At 70.8% G+C, this 20,337-nt stretch carries 23 protein-coding genes and 2 pseudogenes; 13 read left to right on the top strand and 12 right to left on the bottom strand.

Annotated elements, in window-relative coordinates; genetic code table 11:
- The 7 genes and pseudogenes from EFK10_RS15355 to EFK10_RS15330 all read left to right on the top strand — a co-directional run.
- Positions 1 to 233, top strand: a pseudogene (locus EFK10_RS15355) (DNA polymerase III subunit gamma/tau); the annotation flags it as partial.
- A gap of 115 nt (positions 234 to 348) precedes the next feature.
- Positions 349 to 684: a YbaB/EbfC family nucleoid-associated protein gene (locus EFK10_RS15350; RefSeq protein WP_127356255.1), complete on the top strand. Its 336-nt coding sequence runs from the start codon at positions 349 to 351 to the stop codon at positions 682 to 684.
- 34 nt (positions 685 to 718) lie between these two features.
- On the top strand, positions 719 to 1,318 hold the full coding sequence (gene recR, locus EFK10_RS15345) for a recombination mediator RecR (protein ID WP_127356250.1): 600 nt from the start codon (positions 719 to 721) through the stop codon (positions 1,316 to 1,318).
- Complete coding sequence (locus EFK10_RS53265) at positions 1,260 to 1,463, top strand: hypothetical protein (RefSeq protein ID WP_407647082.1); 204 nt, start codon at positions 1,260 to 1,262, stop codon at positions 1,461 to 1,463. The genes recR and EFK10_RS53265 overlap by 59 nt, the downstream gene beginning before the upstream one ends.
- Positions 1,456 to 2,118: a DUF5063 domain-containing protein gene (locus tag EFK10_RS15340; RefSeq protein ID WP_127356249.1), complete on the top strand. Its 663-nt coding sequence runs from the start codon at positions 1,456 to 1,458 to the stop codon at positions 2,116 to 2,118. Before EFK10_RS53265 ends, EFK10_RS15340 begins: the two co-directional genes overlap by 8 nt.
- A gap of 63 nt (positions 2,119 to 2,181) precedes the next feature.
- Positions 2,182 to 2,742 carry a helix-turn-helix domain-containing protein gene (locus EFK10_RS15335; protein WP_127356248.1) on the top strand — a complete coding sequence of 187 codons (561 nt, stop codon included), beginning with the start codon at positions 2,182 to 2,184 and terminating at the stop codon, positions 2,740 to 2,742.
- A gap of 29 nt (positions 2,743 to 2,771) precedes the next feature.
- Complete coding sequence (locus EFK10_RS15330) at positions 2,772 to 3,293, top strand: GNAT family N-acetyltransferase (protein WP_127356247.1); 522 nt, start codon at positions 2,772 to 2,774, stop codon at positions 3,291 to 3,293.
- On the opposite strand, the gene EFK10_RS15325 is transcribed toward EFK10_RS15330, so the two are convergent.
- Complete coding sequence (locus EFK10_RS15325) at positions 3,272 to 4,525, bottom strand: FAD-binding protein (RefSeq protein WP_127356246.1); 1,254 nt, start codon at positions 4,523 to 4,525, stop codon at positions 3,272 to 3,274. The two genes, EFK10_RS15330 and EFK10_RS15325, sit on opposite strands and share 22 nt — an antisense overlap.
- Before the next feature lie 115 nt (positions 4,526 to 4,640).
- Here EFK10_RS15325 and EFK10_RS15320 point away from each other — a divergent pair, with 115 nt between their 5' ends.
- Complete coding sequence (locus tag EFK10_RS15320; protein WP_127356254.1) at positions 4,641 to 6,806, top strand: terpene synthase family protein; 2,166 nt, start codon at positions 4,641 to 4,643, stop codon at positions 6,804 to 6,806.
- Positions 6,807 to 6,828: 22 nt separating this feature from the next.
- Here EFK10_RS15320 and EFK10_RS15315 read toward each other — a convergent pair whose 3' ends face one another.
- Positions 6,829 to 8,856, bottom strand: a complete 2,028-nt coding sequence (locus tag EFK10_RS15315; RefSeq protein ID WP_127356245.1) for a phosphocholine-specific phospholipase C — start codon at positions 8,854 to 8,856, stop codon at positions 6,829 to 6,831.
- Positions 8,857 to 9,369: 513 nt separating this feature from the next.
- On the opposite strand from EFK10_RS15315, the pseudogene EFK10_RS52645 reads away from it, so the two are divergent.
- Positions 9,370 to 9,615, top strand: a pseudogene (locus EFK10_RS52645) (serine hydrolase); the annotation flags it as partial.
- Between the two features lie 69 nt (positions 9,616 to 9,684).
- On the opposite strand, the gene EFK10_RS15305 reads toward EFK10_RS52645, so the two are convergent.
- The 9 genes from EFK10_RS15305 to EFK10_RS15265 form a co-directional block, all read right to left on the bottom strand.
- Positions 9,685 to 10,191, bottom strand: coding sequence for a hypothetical protein (locus EFK10_RS15305; RefSeq protein ID WP_127356243.1), 507 nt, complete (start codon positions 10,189 to 10,191; stop codon positions 9,685 to 9,687).
- Between the two features lie 580 nt (positions 10,192 to 10,771).
- A complete protein-coding gene (locus EFK10_RS15300; RefSeq protein ID WP_127356242.1) occupies positions 10,772 to 11,923 on the bottom strand; it encodes an SPFH domain-containing protein in 1,152 nt (383 codons plus the stop codon).
- A gap of 11 nt (positions 11,924 to 11,934) precedes the next feature.
- Entirely contained in the window at positions 11,935 to 12,186 is a 252-nt protein-coding gene (locus EFK10_RS15295) for a hypothetical protein (RefSeq protein WP_127356241.1), read from the bottom strand.
- 51 nt (positions 12,187 to 12,237) lie between these two features.
- The gene (locus tag EFK10_RS15290; RefSeq protein ID WP_206305461.1) at positions 12,238 to 12,600 is read right to left on the bottom strand and encodes a hypothetical protein; all 363 of its coding nucleotides are present in this window, start codon (positions 12,598 to 12,600) and stop codon (positions 12,238 to 12,240) included.
- Between the two features lie 18 nt (positions 12,601 to 12,618).
- Entirely contained in the window at positions 12,619 to 13,794 is a 1,176-nt protein-coding gene (locus EFK10_RS15285; protein ID WP_127356239.1) for a cytochrome P450, read from the bottom strand.
- A gap of 26 nt (positions 13,795 to 13,820) precedes the next feature.
- Positions 13,821 to 14,735 carry an ABC transporter substrate-binding protein gene (locus EFK10_RS15280; RefSeq protein ID WP_206305460.1) on the bottom strand — a complete coding sequence of 305 codons (915 nt, stop codon included), beginning with the start codon at positions 14,733 to 14,735 and terminating at the stop codon, positions 13,821 to 13,823.
- A complete protein-coding gene (locus EFK10_RS15275) occupies positions 14,732 to 15,427 on the bottom strand; it encodes an ABC transporter permease (protein ID WP_127356238.1) in 696 nt (231 codons plus the stop codon). Before EFK10_RS15275 ends, EFK10_RS15280 begins: the two co-directional genes overlap by 4 nt.
- On the bottom strand, positions 15,424 to 16,113 hold the full coding sequence (locus tag EFK10_RS15270) for an ABC transporter permease (RefSeq protein WP_127356237.1): 690 nt from the start codon (positions 16,111 to 16,113) through the stop codon (positions 15,424 to 15,426). Before EFK10_RS15270 ends, EFK10_RS15275 begins: the two co-directional genes overlap by 4 nt.
- Positions 16,110 to 17,201: an ABC transporter ATP-binding protein gene (locus tag EFK10_RS15265; RefSeq protein ID WP_127356236.1), complete on the bottom strand. Its 1,092-nt coding sequence runs from the start codon at positions 17,199 to 17,201 to the stop codon at positions 16,110 to 16,112. Before EFK10_RS15265 ends, EFK10_RS15270 begins: the two co-directional genes overlap by 4 nt.
- A gap of 693 nt (positions 17,202 to 17,894) precedes the next feature.
- On the opposite strand from EFK10_RS15265, the gene EFK10_RS47425 reads away from it, so the two are divergent.
- From EFK10_RS47425 to EFK10_RS15250, 3 genes are all read left to right on the top strand, one after another.
- Positions 17,895 to 18,071 carry a hypothetical protein gene (locus EFK10_RS47425; RefSeq protein WP_164836011.1) on the top strand — a complete coding sequence of 59 codons (177 nt, stop codon included), beginning with the start codon at positions 17,895 to 17,897 and terminating at the stop codon, positions 18,069 to 18,071.
- Positions 18,072 to 18,227: 156 nt separating this feature from the next.
- Complete coding sequence (locus EFK10_RS15255) at positions 18,228 to 18,539, top strand: hypothetical protein (protein ID WP_127356235.1); 312 nt, start codon at positions 18,228 to 18,230, stop codon at positions 18,537 to 18,539.
- Entirely contained in the window at positions 18,536 to 19,222 is a 687-nt protein-coding gene (locus tag EFK10_RS15250) for a bpX6 domain-containing protein (RefSeq protein WP_127356234.1), read from the top strand. The genes EFK10_RS15255 and EFK10_RS15250 overlap by 4 nt, the downstream gene beginning before the upstream one ends.
- A gap of 5 nt (positions 19,223 to 19,227) precedes the next feature.
- Here EFK10_RS15250 and EFK10_RS15245 read toward each other — a convergent pair whose 3' ends face one another.
- Complete coding sequence (locus EFK10_RS15245; protein ID WP_127356233.1) at positions 19,228 to 19,440, bottom strand: glycoside hydrolase family protein; 213 nt, start codon at positions 19,438 to 19,440, stop codon at positions 19,228 to 19,230.
- A 541-nt stretch (positions 19,441 to 19,981) separates the two neighbouring features.
- Between EFK10_RS15245 and EFK10_RS15240 the strand changes: the two genes are divergently transcribed.
- A complete protein-coding gene (locus EFK10_RS15240) occupies positions 19,982 to 20,332 on the top strand; it encodes a MerR family transcriptional regulator (protein WP_127356232.1) in 351 nt (116 codons plus the stop codon).
- The last annotated feature ends 5 nt before the right edge of the window (positions 20,333 to 20,337 follow it).

Genomic DNA, 20,337 nt, shown 5'->3' with positions numbered 1-20,337 from the left:
AGCCCCAGCAGCAGCCGCAGTACAGCCCGCCGCCCCAGGCGCAGGCCCCGCCGCCGCCCGCGCCACGGGCGGCGGCCGCCGCGCCCCGGCAGGACACCCCGGAGCCGCCGCCGATCGAGGACGACATCCCGGAGGACGACGACCCCGACCTCGACGACACCGCGCTGAGCGGCCACGACCTGTTCGTACGCGAGCTGGGAGCGACCGTGATCGAGGAGATTTCGAACGACTAGGGCCGGACAGGTCCTAGTACCTCCGTTCTCCTCCTTGGGGTGTAGGGCGCACCGGCCTGGGAACACGTAGGCTCGCCCTACCCGCACATCGTTGTCGTACGGCAGGAGCGAGACCGTGATCCCCGGTGGTGGCCAGCCCAACATGCAGCAGCTGCTGAAGCAGGCGCAGAAGATGCAGGAGGACCTCGCCGCGGCCCAGCAGGAGCTGGCCGAGACCGAGGTCGAGGGAAGCGCGGGCGGCGGCCTGGTGAAGGCGACCGTGACCGGAGCCGGTGAGCTCCGGGGGCTGGTCATCGACCCCAAGGCAGTCGATCCTGAGGACACGGAGACGCTGGCCGACCTGGTCGTCGCCGCCGTGCACAATGCGAACGCGAGCGCGCAGGAGCTTCAGCAGCAGAAGCTGGGCCCGCTCGCCCAGGGGTTGGGCGGCATGCCCGGCCTGCCGTTCTGAGAAGTCCCAAGAAGTCCGGAAAGGCGTACCGACGGTGTACGAAGGCGTGGTTCAGGACCTGATCGACGAACTGGGCAGGCTGCCCGGCGTGGGTCCCAAGAGCGCGCAGCGCATCGCCTTCCACATCCTCCAGGCCGACCCCGCGGACGTACGCCGGCTGGCGCACGTCCTCTCCGAGGTCAAGGCCAAGGTCCGTTTCTGCGCGACCTGCGGCAATGTCGCCGAGGCCGACCTGTGCCGGGTCTGCCGCGACCCGCGACGCGACCCCGCGGTCATCTGCGTGGTCGAGGAGTCCAAGGACGTCGTCGCGGTCGAGCGCACCCGTGAATTCCGCGGCAAGTACCACGTCCTCGGCGGCGCCATCAGCCCCATCGAGGGCGTCGGCCCGGACGACCTGCGGATACGGGAGTTGCTGGCCCGGCTCGCCGACGGCACCGTAACCGAGTTGATCCTGGCCACCGACCCGAATCTGGAGGGCGAGGCGACAGCGACGTACCTCGCCCGCATGGTCAAGCCCATGGGGCTGAAGGTCACCCGCCTCGCCAGTGGCCTGCCGGTGGGTGGCGACCTTGAGTATGCCGACGAGGTCACTCTGGGGCGTGCCTTTGAGGGGAGGCGGCTGCTGGATGTGTGAGCCCGCCATGTGCCACGTTCGCCGGACGGAGTCCGGCGCAGCGACCCGAAGCCCGCGAAGCGGTGCGAGGGGCGTAATGGAAGCTGCTGCCGACGAGGTCACGCTCGGTCGGGCCTTTGAAGGAAGGCGACTGCTTGATGTCTGACAACGCGCTGGATCCCAACGACTTCGCTGTCCAGATCTCCGACCAGATCGAGAGCTTCATCCTCTCGGTCCGCGAGGTGGCCAAGGGCGACGACCCCGACAGTGCGGTGCCCTACCTGCTGCTCGAGATCTCCCAGCTCCTGCTGGCCGGCGGCCGTCTCGGCGCGCACGAGGACATCCTCCCGGACGAGCGCTACGAGCCCGACATCGGCCCCGAGCCGGATGCCGACGAGCTGCGCGAGCGCCTGGCGGTGCTGCTGGAGCCGATCGACGTCTACTCCGAGGTCTTCGACCCGTACGTCCCGCGCTCGACGCCGGTCGCCTGCCGCATCTCGGACGACCTGGCCGATGTCGTCACCGATCTCTCGCACGGCCTGGCCCATTTCCGCGCCGGCCGCGTCACCGAAGCGCTGTGGTGGTGGCAGTTCTCGTACCTCTCCAACTGGGGCCCCACGGCGTCCGCTTCGCTGCGCGCCCTGCAGTCACTGGTCGCCCACGTGCGGCTCGACAGCCCGCTCGACGCGCTCGATGGCCTCGACACGGACGACAACAGCGGCGACGAAGAGAGGCTGGCCGAGGAGGCCGGCAAGGTCATGGCCGCCGAGATCGCCGCGCCGCTGGGGCTGCGTCCGACGAGCCGGCAGCAGCAGGCCTGACCCTCTGACAGCGAGACCACCAAGACCCCTGACGTCTCTCATATTCGGGATAGAATCCTGGATATGAGAGACGACGTCGACGCGCGCCTTGCCGCCCGCCTCGCGGAGCTCCGCGCGGAGCACGACTGGTCCCTGGACGACCTCGCCCACCGCACCGGCGTGAGCCGGTCGACGCTGTCGAGGCTGGAGCGGGCCGAGATCAGCCCGACCGCCGCCCTGCTCGGCCGCCTCTGCTCGGTGTACGGGCTGACGATGTCGCGCCTGCTCAGCGAGGTTGAGGCGCATCCCGCCCAACTGGTGTGCGCGGCCGACCAGATGGTGTGGACGGACGCCGAGTCCGGCTTCGTACGGCGTTCCGTGTCCGCGCCGCACGCGGGGCTGCGGGGCGAGGTCGTCGAGGGGGTGCTGCGGCCGGGGGCGGTGATCAGTTACGACGCGCCGCCCGTGCCGGGCCTTGAGCAGCACGTCTGGGTGCTGGAGGGGTCCCTCGGCCTGACGGTGCAGGGCGAGGCGTACACGCTGGGGCCGGGGGACTGCCTGCGGTTCCGGCTGTGGGGCGGGACCCGCTTCGAGTGCCCGGGGCCGGAGCCGGTCCGCTATGTGGTCTTTGTCGTACTGCCGTGAGTCATGCCGCTGTGAAAGGAACCGCGTCCGTGCCCACGATCAGCCGGCTCTCCGCCGCCGAACTGCTCGCCTCTGCCAAGGAACTGGCCGACCTGCTCGTGGACGCCGTGGAAAGCGGCTCCTCGCTCGGCTTCCTCTCCCCCTTCGGCCAGGACGCGGCCGCCTCCTGGTGGGAGGAGCTGGCCCCGGCCGTCGCCGAGGGCCGGCTGCTGATCTGGGCGGCCCGTAGCGGCGCACGGCTCACCGGCACCGTGACCCTGGCCCCCGAGGACAAGCCCAACGGGTGGCACCGCGCCCAGATCGCGAAGCTGATCGTCCACCGGCAGGCCCGCGGGCAGGGCCTCGGGCGCGAGCTGCTGGCCCTGGCGGAGCAGGCCGCCGCCGAGGCCGGGGTGAAGCTGCTGCTCCTGGACACGGAGGCCGGCAGCCCCGCCGAGCGACTGTACCGCTCGGCGGGCTGGACCGAGATGGCGGTCGTGCCGGACTACGCGGCGGATCCGGCCGGTGTGCTGCAGCCCTGCACCTTCTTCTACAAGTCGCTGGGGAAGTAGCTGTCGATCAGCTCGTTCCGGAACTTCCCCGCCGCGTCGAGGCGCCCCAGCAGCTCGCGGAAGCGGTGCCCGTGCTCGTACGACGCCGCCACCGTGCCCGGGTCCATGGAGGAGAGCTTGCCCCAGTGCGGGCGGACACCGAAGGGGGCGAGGGCCGCCTCGATGCGGAGGAGGACCGGGGCGACGGCGGACGGGTCGGCGATCCAGGTGAAGTGGAAGGCGATGCTGTCGCGGCCGTGGCTGGGGCTGAGCCAGGCGGTGTCGGCGGCGATGGAGCGTATCTCGCCGACCTGGAGCACCGGCGAGATGAACGCCCGCAGCTCGCGCAGCGCCTTCACGGCCTCGGCCGCGTCGGCGCGCGGCACGAAGTACTCGGACTGCAGCTCGTCGCCGACGCTGGGCATGAAGCCGGCGCGGAAGTGCGGGAGCCGTTCGTCCCAGGGCCCGGGGACGCCGAGTTGCCCGGTGGCGTTGGCGACGGGCATGCCGTCGATGGGATGGCGCGGGCCGTCGGCGGGCCGGGCGCCGGTCCAGGTGAGGTCGGGGAGCGGATCGCCGGTGCGGCGCTTGACCCAGAGCCGCAGCGAGCCGTCCCAGTCAGTGAAGGCGCTGACGCTGTACGCGGCCGAGTAGATGCCGTCGAGGTGGTCGACCAGCGCGGACCAGGGCAGCCCTTCGTACACGTACTGCTCGACCTCGAAGCCTGGCCGCAGGTCGAAGGTGAGCGCCTCGACGATCCCGAGCGCGCCCAGCGAGGTCACCGCGCCCTCGAGGTCGTCCTCCCCCCGGGAAAGGACGACCTGCGAGCCGTCCGCCGTGACCAGCTCCACGGAGCTGACGCCGGCGGCCAGCGTGCCGTTGCCGTCCCCCGAGCCGTGAGTGCCGGTGGCGACCGCGCCGGCGACGGAGAAGTGCGGCGTGGACGGCAGATTGGGCAGCGCCAGCCCGTGGCGCCGCAGCTCCGCGCACAGCTCGGCCAGCCGTACGCCGCCGCCCACCCGGACCGTACGGCGACCGGGATCGACGTCGATGACACACGGCAGCAGGTCGTCAAGGCTGACCAGGACGCCGGAGGTGTCGGCGATCCGGTTGAAGGAGTGGCCCGCGCCGAGCGCCCGCACGCGGTCGTTCGCGGCGACGAGGGCGCGCAGCTCGGCCACCGAGGCCGGGCGGTGCAGCCGCCGCGCCTCGAACTCGACGTTGCCCGCCCAGTTCGTCAACGTCCTGGCCATCACGCCTCCCTTTTTTATGTACTGATATGACCATTTCAGGACTGGGATAGCCATTTGCAACCCCGGGTAGTCCTGACCTGTGCAGCAACAGCCTTTTGAACTACCTGAGTTCTACATGCCGTATCCGGCCCGACTGAACCCCCACCTGGAGGAGGCGCGCGCCCATTCCCGGGAATGGGCGCGCGGGATGGGGATGCTCGAAGGCTCGGGCATCTGGGAGGAGAAGGATCTCGATTCCCATGACTACGCCCTCCTCTGCTCCTGCACCCACCCGGATTGCGACGGTCCCGCGCTCTCGCTCGTGACCGACTGGTATGTGTGGGTCTTCTTCTTCGACGACCATTTTCTGGAACTCTTCAAGCGCACCCAGGACCGCGAGGGCGGTAAAGCCTATCTCGACCGGCTGCCCGCCTTCATGCCGAGGGACCTGGAGGCTGCCGGGATTCCCGAGGCGACCAATCCGGTCGAGGCGGGGCTCGCGGACCTGTGGGCGCGGACCGTGCCCTCGATGTCCATGGAATGGCGGGAGCGGTTCATCGAGAGCACCGAGAATCTGCTCAACGAATCGCTGTGGGAGCTGTCCAACATGAATGCGCACCGGATTCCCAATCCGGTGGAGTACATCGAGATGCGCCGCAAGGTCGGCGGAGCGCCCTGGTCCGCCGGGCTCGTCGAGTACGCGGTCGGGGCCGAGGTCCCCGACGTGATCGCGGCGTCCCGGCCGATGCGGGTGCTGCGGGACGCCTTCTCCGACGGCGTCCACCTGTGCAACGACCTGTTCTCGTACCAGCGTGAGGTCGAAAACGAGGGCGAGAACAGCAACGGCGTACTCGTCCTGGAGACCTTCCTGGACTGCACTACGCAGCAGGCAGCCGAAGCCGTCAACGACCTGCGCACCTCGCGCCTCCAGCAGTTCGAGAACACCGCGCTCACCGAACTGCCCCCGCTCTTCGTCGAGACCGGACTCGACCCGCTGTCCTGCGCGGATGTCCTGGCGTACGTCAAGGGACTGCAGGACTGGCAGTCCGGCGGCCTGGAGTGGCACATGCGCTCCAGCCGGTACATGAACGGCGGAGGGGCCGGAGCCGCCCTGCCCGGGCCCAGCGGCATCGGCGTCTCGGCGGCGAACCTCAAGCTCACCACCGCCCGCGCCGAATCCGCCCGGCTGCGCGGCTTCACCCACGTGCCGTTCCAGCGGGTGGGGGCGTCCCGGCTGCCCGACTTCTTCATGCCCTTCCCGGTCACCCTCAGCCCGCACCTGGAGGAGGCCCGCGACAACGTGGTGGCCTGGGCACACGGCGTCGGCATTCTCGAAGAGGGGGTGTGGGACGAGGGCAAGATCATCGACTACGACCTGCCCCTCTGCTCCGCCGGGCTCGACCCGGACGCCACCCCCGCCGAGCTCGACCTGTCGTCGGCCTGGCTGGCCTGGGGCACGTACGGCGACGACTACTACCCTGTCGTCTTCGGCCACCGCCGCGACCTGGCCGGGGCGAAGCTCTGCAACGACCGCCTGTCGGCCTTCATGCCGGTCGACGGCCACTTCACCCTCGCCCCGGCGAACGCGATGGAGCGCGGCCTCGCCGACCTCTGGACCCGCACCGCCGGGCCGATGGAGGAGGGCGCCCGCGGCTCGTTCCGTACCGCCGTCGAGAACATGACCGAGGGCTGGCTCTGGGAGCTCACCAACCAGGCCCAGAACCGCGTCCCCGACCCCGTCGACTACATCGAGATGCGCCGCAAGACCTTCGGCTCCGACCTCACCATGAGCCTGTCCCGGATCGGCCACGGCCGGCAGGTCCCGGACGAGATCTACAGCAGCGGTCCCCTGCAGTCCCTGGAAAATGCCGCCGCCGACTACGCCTGCCTGCTCAACGACTGCTTCTCGTACCAGAAGGAGATCGAGTTCGAGGGCGAGGTCCACAACGGAATCCTCGTCGTCCAGAACTTCTTCGACTGCGACTACCCCACCGCCCTCGCCATCATCGACGACCTCATGACCTCCCGCATGCGGCAGTTCGAGCACGTCGCCGAGAACGAACTACCCGTCCTCTACGACGACTTCGACCTCAGCGCCGAGGCCCGCCGGATCCTCGACGGCTATGTCGTGGAGCTGCAGGACTGGATGGCCGGCATCCTCAACTGGCACCGAGACTGCCGGCGCTACCAGGAGTCCGCCCTGCTCCGGCACCATCCGAGGCCCGCCCTGACCATCCCTGGTCCGACGGGCCTCGGAATCGCCGCCGCGGAGCTCCCCAGGCTCCTCGGGCTGTCCGGCTGAGCTGCTGTTCGGAGCCGGCGGCTCAGAAGGACGGGTCGCTCACGCCGGGCCGACCGGTCTCGACGTGGCCGGCCAGCCGGCGGAGGAAGGCCGTGTCGTGATCCGAGGTCACCGCGAGGTCGTACCAGCCGTGGCTGCCGTCGGTGTGCGCGGTGTGGACGACGCGGGCACCGGGGCGGAGGCGGTAAGTGGCCGGCCTCTCCTCGCGGTAACCGTCGGTGATGGTGAGGCGAACGGTGGCGGGGCCGGCGTTGGTGAGAACCAGGCGGACCTGCTGCTTGTCCCCTTCGTGACGGGCGGAGACCTCGGGGCCGGGGATGTGGCCCTTCAGCTGCCGCAGGAAGCCGTTGGGGCCGTGCGCGGAGAAGTCGTAGTCCCCGCTGAAGGTCCAGTCGCCGGACAGCCGGCGCCCGGGCTCGACCGTGTAGGTCCAGGGGCCGTTGGAGTCGGTCGTGGAGACGACGTGGAAGGTGGCGCCCGCGTCGCCGGGGTTGGTGAAGGTGACCGACAGGTGGCCGGCGGAGGTGACGACGCCGTCGGCGGCGAGATCGTACGGGAGGGGGCGGGTGGGGCGGAGGCCCGCTTCCTGCCGGGGCAGCGTCGGATTCGCCGGGGGCGTCGGGACGTAGTCGGGGTGGCGGTTGCCGTCCGGCGGGAGGTAGCCGCTGGTGTCGGGGAGCGCGGGCACCTTGGTGTCGGTCTTGGCGAAGTCGAAGGCCGAGGTCAGGTCGCCGCAGACCGCGCGCCGCCAGGCCGAGATGTTGGGCTCGTGGACGCCGAAGCGGCTCTCCATGAAGCGGATGATCGAGGTGTGGTCGGAGACCTGGGAGTTCACCCAGCCGCCCTTGCTCCACGGGGACACGACGAGCATCGGGACCCGCTGGCCCAGGCCGTAGGGCCCGGCGACGTGGGTGTCGGAGCCGGAGGGGGTGAGGAGCTCGTTGGTGAGGTCGGCGGTCGAGCGGCCGGACTGGGGGTGGGGCGGCACGATGTGGTCGAAGAAGCCGTCGTTCTCGTCGTACGTGATGAACAGGGCGGTCTTGCTCCACACCTCGGGGTTCGCCGTCAGCGCGTCCAAAACCTGCGAGATATACCAGGCGCCGTAGTTCGCCGGCCAGTTCGGGTGCTCGCAGAAGGCCTCGGGGGCCGCGATCCAGGAGACCTGCGGGAGCTTGCCGGCCTTCACATCCGCCTTGAGGATGTCGAAGAAGCCGTCGCCCGCCTTGGCGTTCGTGCCGGTGCGGGCCTTGTCGTAGAGCGGGTCGCCGGGCTTGGCGTTGCGGTACTGGTCGAAGTACAGCAGCGAGTTGTCGCCGTAGTTGCCCCGGTAGGCGTCGTCGATCCAGCCCCACGAGCCGTTCGCGTCGAGGCCGTCGCCGATGTCCTGGTAGATCTTCCAGGAGACCCCGGCCTTCTCCAGGCGCTCGGGATAGGTCGTCCACGAGTAGCCGGCTTCGTCGTTGCCGAGCACCGGGCCCCCGCCGGAGCCGTCGTTGCCCGTGTAGCCGGTCCACATGTAGTAGCGGTTCGGGTCCGTGGAACCCATGAAGGAGCAGTGGTAGGCGTCGCAGATCGTGAAGGCGTCGGCCAGCGCGTAGTGGAACGGGATGTCGTCACGCGTCAGGTAGGCCATCGTCGTCGCGGACTTCGACGGCACCCACTTGTCGTACTTGCCGTTGTTGAAGGCGGCGTGGGTGTCGTTCCAGCCATGCGGGAGGTCCTGTATGAACTGCAGGCCGAGGTTGCTGGCGGTCGGGTGGAAGGGCAGGACGTCCTTCGTGCCGTCGGACTGGTACCAGACCGGCTTACCGCTGGGCAGCGTCACCGGGCGCGGGTCGCCGAAGCCGCGAACGCCGCGCAGCGAGCCGAAGTAGTGGTCGAAGGAGCGGTTCTCCTGCATCAGGACAACGATGTGCTCCACGTCCCGCAGGCTGCCGGTACGGCGGTTCGCCGGAATTTCGGCGGCCCGGGCGATGCTCGTGGAGAGGACGGACATGGCGGCGGTGCCGCCGGCGAGCTGCATGAATCTGCGACGGTCAATGGCGTTCATGGGCCTCAGTGTCACCAGGAGTACGCAAACTCCCCACAGCGACAAGGCAAACTTCCGAAGACGTTACCGGCAGCCGCCCAGCGGTGTCGGAGAGTAGACGGTACCCGGGCAGGACGGCCGGAAGTCGGCGCAGCACCTCAAAGCCCGCGAAGCGGCGCGAGAGACGCAGAAAGAAATGGGCCGGCGGCGGACACCGCCGACTCGGCGGTAGTCACCCGAGTGGCCGGAAGCAGGGGCTGACCGGTCGCCGCCGTGATCCGCCCAACCTACGTTCGCAGACATGAAGCGCAGGATCGCAGCGGCACTGGCCGCCACCTCACTGTCCATAGCGCTCGCCGCCCCCGTGGCAGCGGCGCCCACCGCCGCACACCGGCAGCTGGGCCCCTCCGCCGTCAAGAAGCTCGACAAGGCGATCAGCGACGTGATGCGCCAGGCCGGAGTGCCCGGGGTCACAATCGGGCTCTGGATTCCGGGGAAGGGTCAGTACGTCCGCTCCTTCGGCGTCGCCGATCCACCGGCTTCCCCGACACCGCCTACGGCGTCGGCGTCTTCGACAACCACGGCTGGATCGGGCACAACGGCTCACTGCCCGGCTACCAGAGCGCAGTCGTCTACCTGCCGCAGAGCGAGGCGACCTTGGTGATTCTCTCCAACTCGGACACCTTGTACCGGGGGTACGAGCCGAGCACCCTCCTCGCCCAGGCCATCACCCGCATCGTGACGCCCGGCCACGTCTACAGCCTCCCGGCGATGTCGTAGGAGCGTAGGCGCTCAACCGCGCAGGCGACGGACCACCGGCGGGGCTTCCCGCCGGTGGTCCGTCGCGTGTCAACTCGCACGAACGGTGACATGGGCGGTCCACAGCTGGAGGCCCTTGCAGGACACCTTGCCCGGCGCCTGCGCGCACAGTGGCCGGGTGGAGCTGAGCTGCGCCGTGCCGGCGGCCACCGCGTGGAAGGCCGAGGCGGCGTCGCCGGGCGCGACGGTGATGCCCGCGTTGGTGGCTTCGAGCGCGCTGCCGGTGGCCTCGACGGCCGCCCAGGGGCGTGAGGTGGTCCCGTCCAGGGTCAGCCGAATCGTTCCGCCCGAGGTCACGCACACCGTACGGCCGTTGTCGTCAGCGGCGAGGGTCACTTCGGCCGAGCATCCGCCGCCGCTGTTCGTGCCGGACGGCGAGGCCGAGGACGAGGCCGGCGGCGACGGCGCGGTGCCGGCGGAGGAGCCGACGGTCTGTGAGCCGCAGCCTGCCAGCAGGAGCACGGACGCTGCGAGGGCGGCGAGCGGGACGCGGCGGATGGTGAGGTGAGGGGTCGCGTGGGGGGTCGTACGGCGCATGGGTGGGCCTCCTTTCCGGTTTGACGTGCCACACCCGCATCAGGATCCACAGACGAAGGCCCCGGCCGTGGGGAGACGGCCGGGGCCCGCGCGGGGTGGTGCGTCAGCTGGTGGTCAGGGCGGCGGTGAGGGCCTTGCGCAGGCTGGGTCTGGGCGTTCGGATGCGTTCACGACGCATGGTTGCGCCTCCGTCTGATCGAGGCCGGCAGCGCGGGGCCGGGGTGTGGCCGGTCGCGGTGCCAGAGCCGGAAGTGGGGGTTCTCGGCGGGTGCGGGCGCGGTTCCTCGGTTGAACATGGGCTGATGTCATGGGCATGACATGCCAATTGACACGCGTAGACCCAGTGGATCTCTGGATCCGCTGTGATGGAGCTAAGCGATGGCCAGAACGTATCCGAGCCCTGTCCCGGCCGGACAGCCACGGCCCAAGGCCTTTGCCTCGCCTTGGGCGGGAGTTTTACGGACCGGGCGCCGAGACCGGGACAGAACGGCACGAAGGCCCCGGCCGGGTCAGCGGCCGGGGCCTTGCGTAAACCCGCTATTGGGATCCCCCTGCTGGGAGCCCCGCTACCGGGACCCCGCTACTGGATCTCGATCGGTCCGCCGGACGCCCGGCCGTTCGGGTCCCCGTCCTTGTCCGCCGCACGGCTCTGCGGCGAGCCCAGGTTCTGCCTGACCGAGTCCAGGATCGTCAGGCCCTGGCCGACCAGGCCCGCCGCGATCTCGCCCAGCCCGTCAGCGCCGTTGAGCACGTTGACGTTGGCGCCCGCGAGGCCGCCCGCCGCCTCCTTGACGATCAGCGGGAGCTGGTCGATCAGCATCCGGTCCAGCGCCACCCGGTCGTACGAAGCCGCCGCCTCCGCCTGGATCTTCATCCGCTCGGCGTCGGCCAGGGCCAGCACCCTGATCCGCTCCGCCTCCGCCTCGGCGGGCTTCACGACCTCCGCCACCAGCTGCTGCTGCCGCAGCTCAGCCGCCCGCTGTGCCAGCTCCGTCTGCGCCGCCAGCACCTCCTGCTGGGCGTGCGCCTGGGCCAGCGGCCCGGCCTGCGCGGCCTCCGCCTGCGCCCGTTCCACCTCCGCCGAGTACTGCGCCTTCACCACCGCGGTTTGCCGGGCGTACTCCGCCTGGTTCCGCGCCGCCACCTGCTCGGCCTCGACCGACAGCTGGGTGGCCTGCGCCTGCGCGATCTGGGCCTGCCGTTGGATGGCCGCCTTATGCGGGGCCGCCATCGCGGCGATGTAGCCGGTCTCCCCGTCGTCGATCGACTGGATCTGCAGCGAGTCCACGATCAGACCGATCTTCGCCATCTCGGTCTTCGAGGTCTCCAGCACCTCAGTGGCGAGCTTCTGCCGCTCGGTGACGATCTCCTCGACCGTCATCGAACCGATGATCGAGCGCAGATGCCCCGCGAAGATCCGCCCGGTCAGCACCGACATCTGGTCCTGGTCGGACAGGAATCGCTGGCCCGCGTTGACGATGCTCTCGGTGTCATTCCCCACCTTGAACGCGATCACCGCCCGCACCGTCAGCACGATGCCCTGCCGGGTCACGCACGTCTCATCGACCTCCGCCTCGCACATCGCGAGCGTCAGAAAGCGGGTCTTGCGGAATATCGGCAGGACGAACTTCCCGTGGCCGGTCACCACGCGGAACGGCGCACCCTGCAGTCCACGCCTGCCACCCGAGATCAGCATCGCCTCATCAGGCGCGGGAACGCGGTAACCGAACATCCTCAGTCTCCTCAACCGGCGTCGCCGGCATCGCCGGCCAACGCGTCCAACGGATCTGCCCACTCGATGACATCGACCTGGCGCTCGCCCCGGGACTCGACCACCAACACCGGCGCCCCCTTCGGCAGAGGCCGCTCCGACCAGGCCAGAAACGCCTCCGAACCACCCCGGATACTCACCAGGATCTCACCAGGACCGGCGGATCCGCGGGTCCCGACGATCACCACCCCGGTACAGCCGACCACGGCCTCGTCCGGCGCCATCCCCGGCCGCCCCCTCGTTATCAGTACGACCCCGAAACTCAGACCTTAACGCTACTCCGACCAGCGGCCCATCCCATTGCGTCGACCGGCCCCGGCCCTCGTCCGCGAGGCGAGCGTGAAGACGACCAGGGAGAACAGCACGGCCACCGCCACCGACAGCGTGTCCGCCACCAGCCGGTCCAGATGCGGCCGCAGACCGTCGACCGTCACTCCGCCGACAACGATCCCGACGACCGTCGCCATGCCCGCCGCAACCCAGTGCGGGTGCCGGGCCATGGCCCACTGGGTCAGCATCATCACGACCGGCCCGAACAGCGCAAACGTCGACTCGCCCACCACACTCAGCACGGCGTACGCCAAGCCCAGGACTGCCCAGCAGCGCGCCAGCATCCGTGCGGCCTCGCCCCACGACACCCCCCCGGGGGGGGCCGGTCACCGTACGGTCCCCCAGCGGACACGCAGGGAGAGCGGCTTGCGGAAGACCAGGCCCTGGGGGGCGGTGGGGTGGGCGGGGTCGAGGTGAGGGGCGGGGAGGCGGTGGAGGAGGCGGTGGAGGGCGACGCGGGTCTCGAGGCGGGCGAGGTGGGCGGCGACGCAGTGGTGGGGGCCGTGGGCGAAGGCCAGGTGGAGGCGGGCGTTGTGGCGGCGGATGTCGAAGCGGTCGGGGTCGGTGAAGAAGGCCGGGTCGCGGTTGGCGCCGGCCAGGGAGACGGTGACGAGGTCGCCGGCGCGGATGTGGGCGGCCGGGCCGAGGGTGAGGTCGCGGGTGGCGTAGCGGTCGACGACGGCCGCGCCGGGTTCGAGGCGCAGGGACTCCTCGATCGCGGCGTCGAGGAGCCCGGGATCGGCGCGTACGAGGGCGAGTTGGTCCGGGTGGGCCAGGAGGTGCAACAGGGCGTTGGTGATCATCGCCTCGGTGGTCTCCAGGCCGCCGAACATCAGCACCGCCGCGTTGGACACCACCTCGGCGGGGCTGAGGGAGCCCGAGCCCGCCGCTTCAGCCAGGAGCGAAGGGCCTCCGGCGACGGTCCGCGCCACGGCCGCCTTCAGCTCCGCGTAGGCCTGAGCGCCGCCCGGTCCCGGGTCGCGTCCCTCCGTGAGCTCCGAAACCGCCCGGACGATGGCGTCGTACCAGGTGAGCAGGTCCTCGGCGGTCCCCTCCAGACCGAGGGCCTCCGCCATGACGGCGGCGGCGAGCGGGCCGGCGAAGTCCCGGCGCAGTTCGGCGGCGCCGGCCGCCTCCAGGGGCGCGAGCAGGCGGTCGGCCTCCTGCTCGATGAGGGCGGCGAAGCCGGTGTGAACGTCCCGGGGCCTGAAAGGGGCGGTGAACGGCGCGCGGTGGCGGGCGTGTTCGGCGCCGTCCAGGGAGAGCATGCTGGGGCCGACGACCTGCGCGGTGGAGAACCGGGGGTCGTCCACCGTGAAGGCCTCGGGGTCCCGCATCACCTTCAGCGCCAGATCGCGCCGGGTGACCAGCCAGCCACCCAGCTCGGGGAGCCAGGAGACGGGTTCGTGCGTGCGCAGCAGGGCCAGCCGGGGGTGCGGGTCACGGGTGAGTTCGGCGAGCGTCGTCGCCGCGCCGAGGGGAAAGGCGGCGACGACGCTCACGACGACTCCTCCGTACGGGGTGCTGCTCAAGCCAGGCCGTTGGAGGACAGCCAGTCCTTCGCCACGACCGCCGGGTCCTCCTTGTCCGTGCCGACCCGCTTCATCAGCTGAACCAGCCCGGCAGTGTCCAGTTTGGCGGATACGGCGTTGAGCGCGGCGACGCCCTTGTCGCTGAGGTCGCCCTTGTGGACCAGCGGGGTCACGTTCTGGACGTCGAAGAGGTGCTTCGGGTCCTCGAGGGAGACCAGATTCAAGGAGATGATCCGCGGGTCGGTGGTGTAGATGTCGCCGACCTGGACGGTGCCGTCCTTGAGGGCGTTGGCGGTGGCGTCCGAGGTGGCCTTCCACTCCTTGAAGGTCAGCCCGTAGACATCCTTGAAGAGCTGCTCGTCGCGCGTCTTGAACTCCGGCGGGCCGCCGACAACGAAGTCGGCCGCGTGGCCCTTGAGGTCGGGGATGCTCTTCAGGTTGTACTTGTCGGCGACCGCCTTGCTGACGGTGAGCGAGTCCTTGTCCTCGGCCGCAGAGGAGTCCAGGAGGGTGAGCGAGGAGGGCAGCGCCTTGGCGAGGGCCGCGTTCACCGCCGCCTCGTCGCTCGACGCGGCTTTCGCCTTCAGGTAGGTCAGCAGGGAGCCGTTGTACTCGGGCAGCACGGTCAGACTGCCGCTCTTGACCTGCCCGTAGATCACCTCGCGGCTGCCGATGTTGAACTTCTCCGTGACCTTGATGCCCTTGGCCTGGAGGGCCTGCGAGTAGATCGAGGCGAGCAGCACGTTCTCGGGGAAGTTCGCGGAGCCGACTGTTACGGTCCCACCGCCGCCGGAGGATTTCGAACTGTTCGCGAGCGGATCGCTGCCGGAGCCGCCGCACGCGGTCGCGCCCAGGACGAGGGTGGCCAGCGTGACGGCCGCGGACGGTCTGGCGAGCAGGTTCTTCGTCACAGGGATTCCTTCGGGGTGAGGGATCGGCGCTGCGCGCGCGCACCTGGCGGCAGCGAGTAGCGGATCAGCGGGGCGAACAGCAGTTGGGCGCCCACGGCGAGCAGGACGACCAGCAGGGCGCCGCCCACCGTGGTCGGGTAGTTCTTCGTGGCGAGGCCGTCGATCACATAGCGGCCGAGGCCGCCGAGACCGACGTACGCGGCGACCGTGGCCGTCGCGATCACCTGGACGGTCGCCGTGCGCAGGCCGGCCAGCAGCGTCGGGAGAGCGGCCGGGAGGCAGACCCTGAACAGGACTTGACGATGCGTCAGACCCGTACCCAGCGCGGCGTCCCGGACCTGCGGATCGGTACCGCGCACCCCCTCGGCGGCGGCCACCAGCAGGGACGGCGCGGCGAGCGCGACCAGCGGGATGAGGACCGTCAGGTCGCTGATTTTGGCCAGCAGCACGGCGAGCGTGACCAGGCCGAGGGTGGGCAGGGCGCGGGCGGTGCCGGCCAGCGCGGTCACGGCGAAGGCGCCGCGCCCGGTGTAGCCGATCAGCAGCCCGGCCGGGATCGCCAGCAGGCTTGCCCACAGCAGCGCTTCGCCGGTGAAGGCCAGATGCTCGCCGACCCGGTGGACGATCGAGTCCGGGCCGCTGCGGTGGGCAGGGTCGTTGACGAACGCACTGATCCAGTCGAGCCAGTTCACTGGGTCGCTCCTCGTTGCCGGCGGGTGGCCCGGCGCTCATGCGCGGCCCAGGGCGCGAGCAGCCGCAGGGCGAGTACGAGGGCCAGATCGGTGACCAGGGCCAGCGCGGCGACCAGTACGATGCCGGCCACGATAGGGGTCGGGAACGTGCGCTGGAAGCCGTCGATGAAGAGGTAGCCGAGGCCGCCCCGCCCGATCAGCGCGCCCACCGCCGCAAGCGAGATGCTCGACACCGCCGCCACCCGCAGCCCGGCGACCACGTACGAGACGGCGGCGGGGAGTTCCACCGCGGCGAGCCGGCGCCAGGGGCCGTAGCCCATCGCGGTCGCCGACTGCCGCAGCGCCTCGGGGACCGCGCGCAGCCCGTCCACCGTGGCCGGCACCAGGACCGCCAGGGCGTAGCAGGTGAGCGGGATCATGACCGTGGTGCGGGTGGCCAGTCCGGTGTACGGGATCAGCACCACGAACACCGCGACGCCGGGCAGCGCGTACACCACGTTGAAGACGAGGGCGACCGGCTGGTAGAGCCTCGGGAAGCGCGTGCAGAGCAGCCCCAGCGGCACCGCGATCACCAGGGCGATCAGCACCGGGACGAGAGCGATCACGGCGTGGTCGAGGGTGAGGTCGCGCAGATACGCGAGGTGGCTGCCGATCCAGCCCCACCGGACCAGAGGTTCGTCCGTCACGGCTGCCGCCCACCCGGCACCTTCGCCGTACCGGCCGACGTGCCGGTCGATGTACCGGCGGCCGCCGCACCGGCGGCCAGTGCGCCGAGGATGCCTGCCCGGCTGACCGTGCCCACCGCCCGCCCGGTCTCCGCGTCGACGGCGACGGCCAGGCCGCTCGGGGAGAGCACGGCGGCGTCCAGCGCGGCATGCAGGCTGTCCCGGGCCGGTACGAAGACCGGGGCGGGGCCCTGCAGTTGGCCGTCGGGGCCGGTCCACCCGGTCGGCCGGCCTTCCGCGTCCAGGGCCAGCTCCCAGCCGTCGGCGCGACCGAGGCCGTCGAGCTCGACCCCGGTCGCGGGCACCAGCCCCAGCCCGCGCAGGCCGCGCCCGGGGCCGAGGAAGGCGGTCACGTCCTGGTCGGCCGGGCTGGTCAACAGGGTGTGCGGATCAGCACGTTGGGCTATGTGTCCGTGGTCGCGCAACACCACGACCTGGTCCCCGAGCCGTACCGCCTCGTCGATGTCGTGCGTGACGAAGAGCACCGTCTTGTGCAACTCGGCCTGGAGCCGGAGCAGTTCCTCCTGCAACCCCGCCCTCACCACCGGGTCCACCGCGCTGAAGGGTTCGTCCATCAGCAGCACCGGCGGGTCCGCCGCCAGCGCCCTGGCCACTCCGACCCGTTGCTGCTGACCGCCCGACAGCTGGAAGGGGTAGCGCCGTCCCGTCTCCGGTGGCAGGCCCACCAGTTCGAGCATCTCCGCGGCCCTCGCCCGGGCCCGTTTGCGGTCCCACCCGAGCAGATACGGGACCGTGGCTATGTTGTCCAGCACCCGCCGCTGCGGAAACAGTCCCGCCTGCTGGATCACGTACCCGATCCCCCGCCGCAGCTTCGCCGCGTCCAGCCCCGCCACATCGGCGCCGTCCAGCAGCACCCGCCCCGCCGTCGGCGTGACCATACGGTTCACCATGCGCAGGATCGTCGTCTTGCCGCAGCCCGACGGCCCGACCAGCACGGTCGTCCGTCCGGCAGGCACCTCCAGGTCAAGCCCCTCCACGGCGACGGTGCCGTCCGGGTGGCGCTTGGCAGCGCCCTCAAATCTGATCACGGGGAATCCTCGCGGTCTCGTCGACGTCGGGAGTTGGCGCGTACGGCGGACCTGCGGGCGATCGCGGTACACGGATCTCGCGGATCAAGCTCCAAGGACAGCACAGGCGAAGGAGGAGAAGAAGAGTCAGTGCGCACACATGTCGCTCGCCTGGCGTCGCAGATCGACGTGCAGGCGGCAGGTCAGAACCACACCGGACTTCATGCGGCGATCGTTCAAGAGCCGGCCGAGGTCGTCAAGGACTGTCCGTATGACGGAATGGACAGTCGCTGTCAGCGCACGGTCAAGCCACCGTCAGCGGCTTCCGCCGGCCAGGAGCGGCGGGATCGAGGGGACCTCGGGGGCGTTGTCGCTATCGGCCTGGGTCATGCGGAACTCGGCGGGGTAAGCCCAGCCCCCGCACCCTCACCCTCACCCTCACCCTCACCACCCTCGCCGCCACCGGCTCCACGGCCAAGCAGTACCTCGACGCCCGCATCCTGCTGGAGGCCAAGCGCCTCCTCGTCCACACCGACGCCACGGCTGCGGACATCGCCGGCCACCTCGGCTTCCGTGAGCCGGGTGTGACTTCAGCAACTTCTTCCGGAAGCGCGACGGCTGTACGCAGTTCCGCGCCATGGCGCGCGGCCTCATCTGACCGCACGGGCGGCTGAAACGGGCTGTCGCCCGCACGGGGGAGTGGGCTCCGTTCAGATGTACCTGACCCTGCGGCCCGACCCTGGCCTGGTCGCGAGGGCCGCGGCCCGCCAAGTGCCCGACGCCCACACGCTCGTCGTCCTCCTCCCCGGCCTGCTGCTCTCGGCGCCCAAGCCGCAGCGCCCGGTGGCGGAGGAGCAGCTGCGCCCACTCCCGCGAAAGGACCGGGTGTGACCGGCGCCGACGGGCTTCCGCCGCATCTCGCGCCCTGGGCCGCGCAGCTGACCGCGCTCGACCCGCGATGCGCCTCCGCCGGGCGAGCAGGTCCTCAAGGAGGCCCATGCCGTCCTCGGCCCCGGCATCGCCCACGCCCGGTCTCTGGCCGGACACGTGTGGCGGTTCGCCGGGCCGGACGGCCTGCACCCCGGCACCCGGCGCACGGAGGAGGGCGAGGAACCGCTGGGCGTCGTCCTCGTGGAAGGGGGCCAGGCGCACCTGGTGACCCGCTCCGCCTCGGGCCTGCTCCTGAGGTTGCGTGGCCCGGTGGCCGACACCGTACTCACCAAATGGTCCGGCTCCCCGCACCCGCCCGCTCTGCACCCGAGCCTCCCGCTGCTCGCCGTACAGCGCCAGAACGGCACGATCGACGTGGCCGACCTGGCGACCGGGAACCGGCTGCTCACCCTGCGGAGCGAGGCATGACCACCACCCAGCGCTTCCGGGGCAGCGTCGAGGCCCGGGCGTTCGTCCTCGCCGCCCCGCTGATCGGCGGGACCGAGGCCCGCGCCCGCGTACTGGAGCTGTGGCGTCCCGGCGTCACCGTGCACCGACTCCCCACCGGCGACTGGCTGGTGGTGCTGCCCGAGCCGGAGACCGTACGCGCCGAACGGGCCCCCGGCCTGCCGCTGGCGGACGGACCGCGCGCCGGGCGGATCGACGTGCCGCAGGCAGGAGAGGTGCGGACGTACGACACCGCGGACCTGCCCGAGCTCGACCCGGCGGAATGGCTGGACCTCAGCGGCTACGCGAGGCACACGCTGGCCGCGCTGGAACCGCCGCAGCCACCGGCGGCCGCACTGCTGCCGCCCGATCCTTCCGCGAGCCCCGACCTGCGGGCGACGGCCGGGGTGGACGAGGCCTCCCCGAAGGCGCTGCGCGGGCTGCGTGGCATGGCGGACTCCGCCGGAAGCGGCGCACACAGCGGCGGCACCAGCGGGACGCGTCCGCCGAGGGAGTGGGCCGGCGTCACCTTCCCGAGCGGCCCCGCTCCACGGCTGCGCGTGCACGCCGGGCTGGCCACGGTCCATGACGCCGAGGGCAGGATCGTCGTCCTCGACACCGCCCGCCGGGCACCGGTGCTGAGCACGCTCACGTCACTGGCCTGAGACCTTCAGCGGGCGGCCTCGAAGGCGCGCCCCGCTTCGGTGGCCACCGGGCCGCTGCGGAAGAGGCCGCTGCTCGGCTCGGAATCGGAGGCGGGGAGCCCGAACCAGGCGTAGCGGCGCAGGTAGGGCAGGCCGGCGAGCATGCGGGTGGAGGCGGTGACGAAGGCGGCCTGCTGGTGGGGCGTCGGGAAGCGGGTGCCCTGGGAGAAGTCGATCACCCTCGGGAGCTCCCCGTGACCCTGCGGCCGTGGCAGAAAACCTGCTGCTCCGAATCGGGGAAATCTATCGCGGCCGCAGTAGACATGCCTTCGTCCCACGGCTAGGGTTTTTCTCGTAGCCAAACGAGTCAACAACCGGCACGGCAACGGAGTCATGGGGCCAGGAAGTGCAGGAAAGGTCCCACGGCTGGTTGCCGGGTCGGGCGGCCCCAGGGGCCGCCGAGCAGTACCGCAGCACAGAGCAGTACCAGTAGTACCGGCCCAAGAAGACGCACAAGAGAGGAGTAGACGCCATCAGGATCGCCCGAGCGAGTGTGTAGTCCGCTCGGGTACCGCAGGCCCCCGGATTGGAAGGTGGTCCCCGGTCACGCATCCGCGATCCCCGCACCTCCGGCCTCCCAGGCGGACGTGCGGAATACAAAAGTCGGCGCACAGCGCCGACAGATGGTGTTGACATCCCTCGGGGCCCTGGTGCCAAACGGCACCAGGGCCCCTCGACGCGCCCCAAGGACCTGGAACCAGGAAGCAAGAAGAGGTGCAAGTGCCCCCAGAGACCCAACCGCAGCACACCGATCGATTCGACGACGACGACTACCCCGCCTACACGATGGGCCGCGCCGCCGAGATGATCGGCGCCACACCCGGCTTCCTCCGCGCCATCGGCGAAGCCCGGCTCATCAGCCCTCTGAGGTCCGAGGGCGGCCACCGCCGCTACTCCCGCTACCAACTGCGCGTCGCCGCCCGCGCCCGCGAGCTGGTCGACGGCGGTACGCCGATCGATGCCGCCTGCCGCATCGTCATCCTGGAGGACCAGCTCGAGGAGGCCCTGCGGCTCAACGAGGAACTGCGCCGCCGCCCCGCGGCGGACCCGGACGGGGCCGCCGCTTCCTGACGACC

Source organism: Streptomyces soli, from assembly GCF_003999195.1.
Classification (GTDB): Bacteria; Actinomycetota; Actinomycetes; order Streptomycetales; family Streptomycetaceae; genus Actinacidiphila; species Actinacidiphila soli.
The sequence above is the reverse complement of the archived record's forward strand: the minus strand, read 5'-3'. Positions and strand labels throughout refer to the sequence as shown.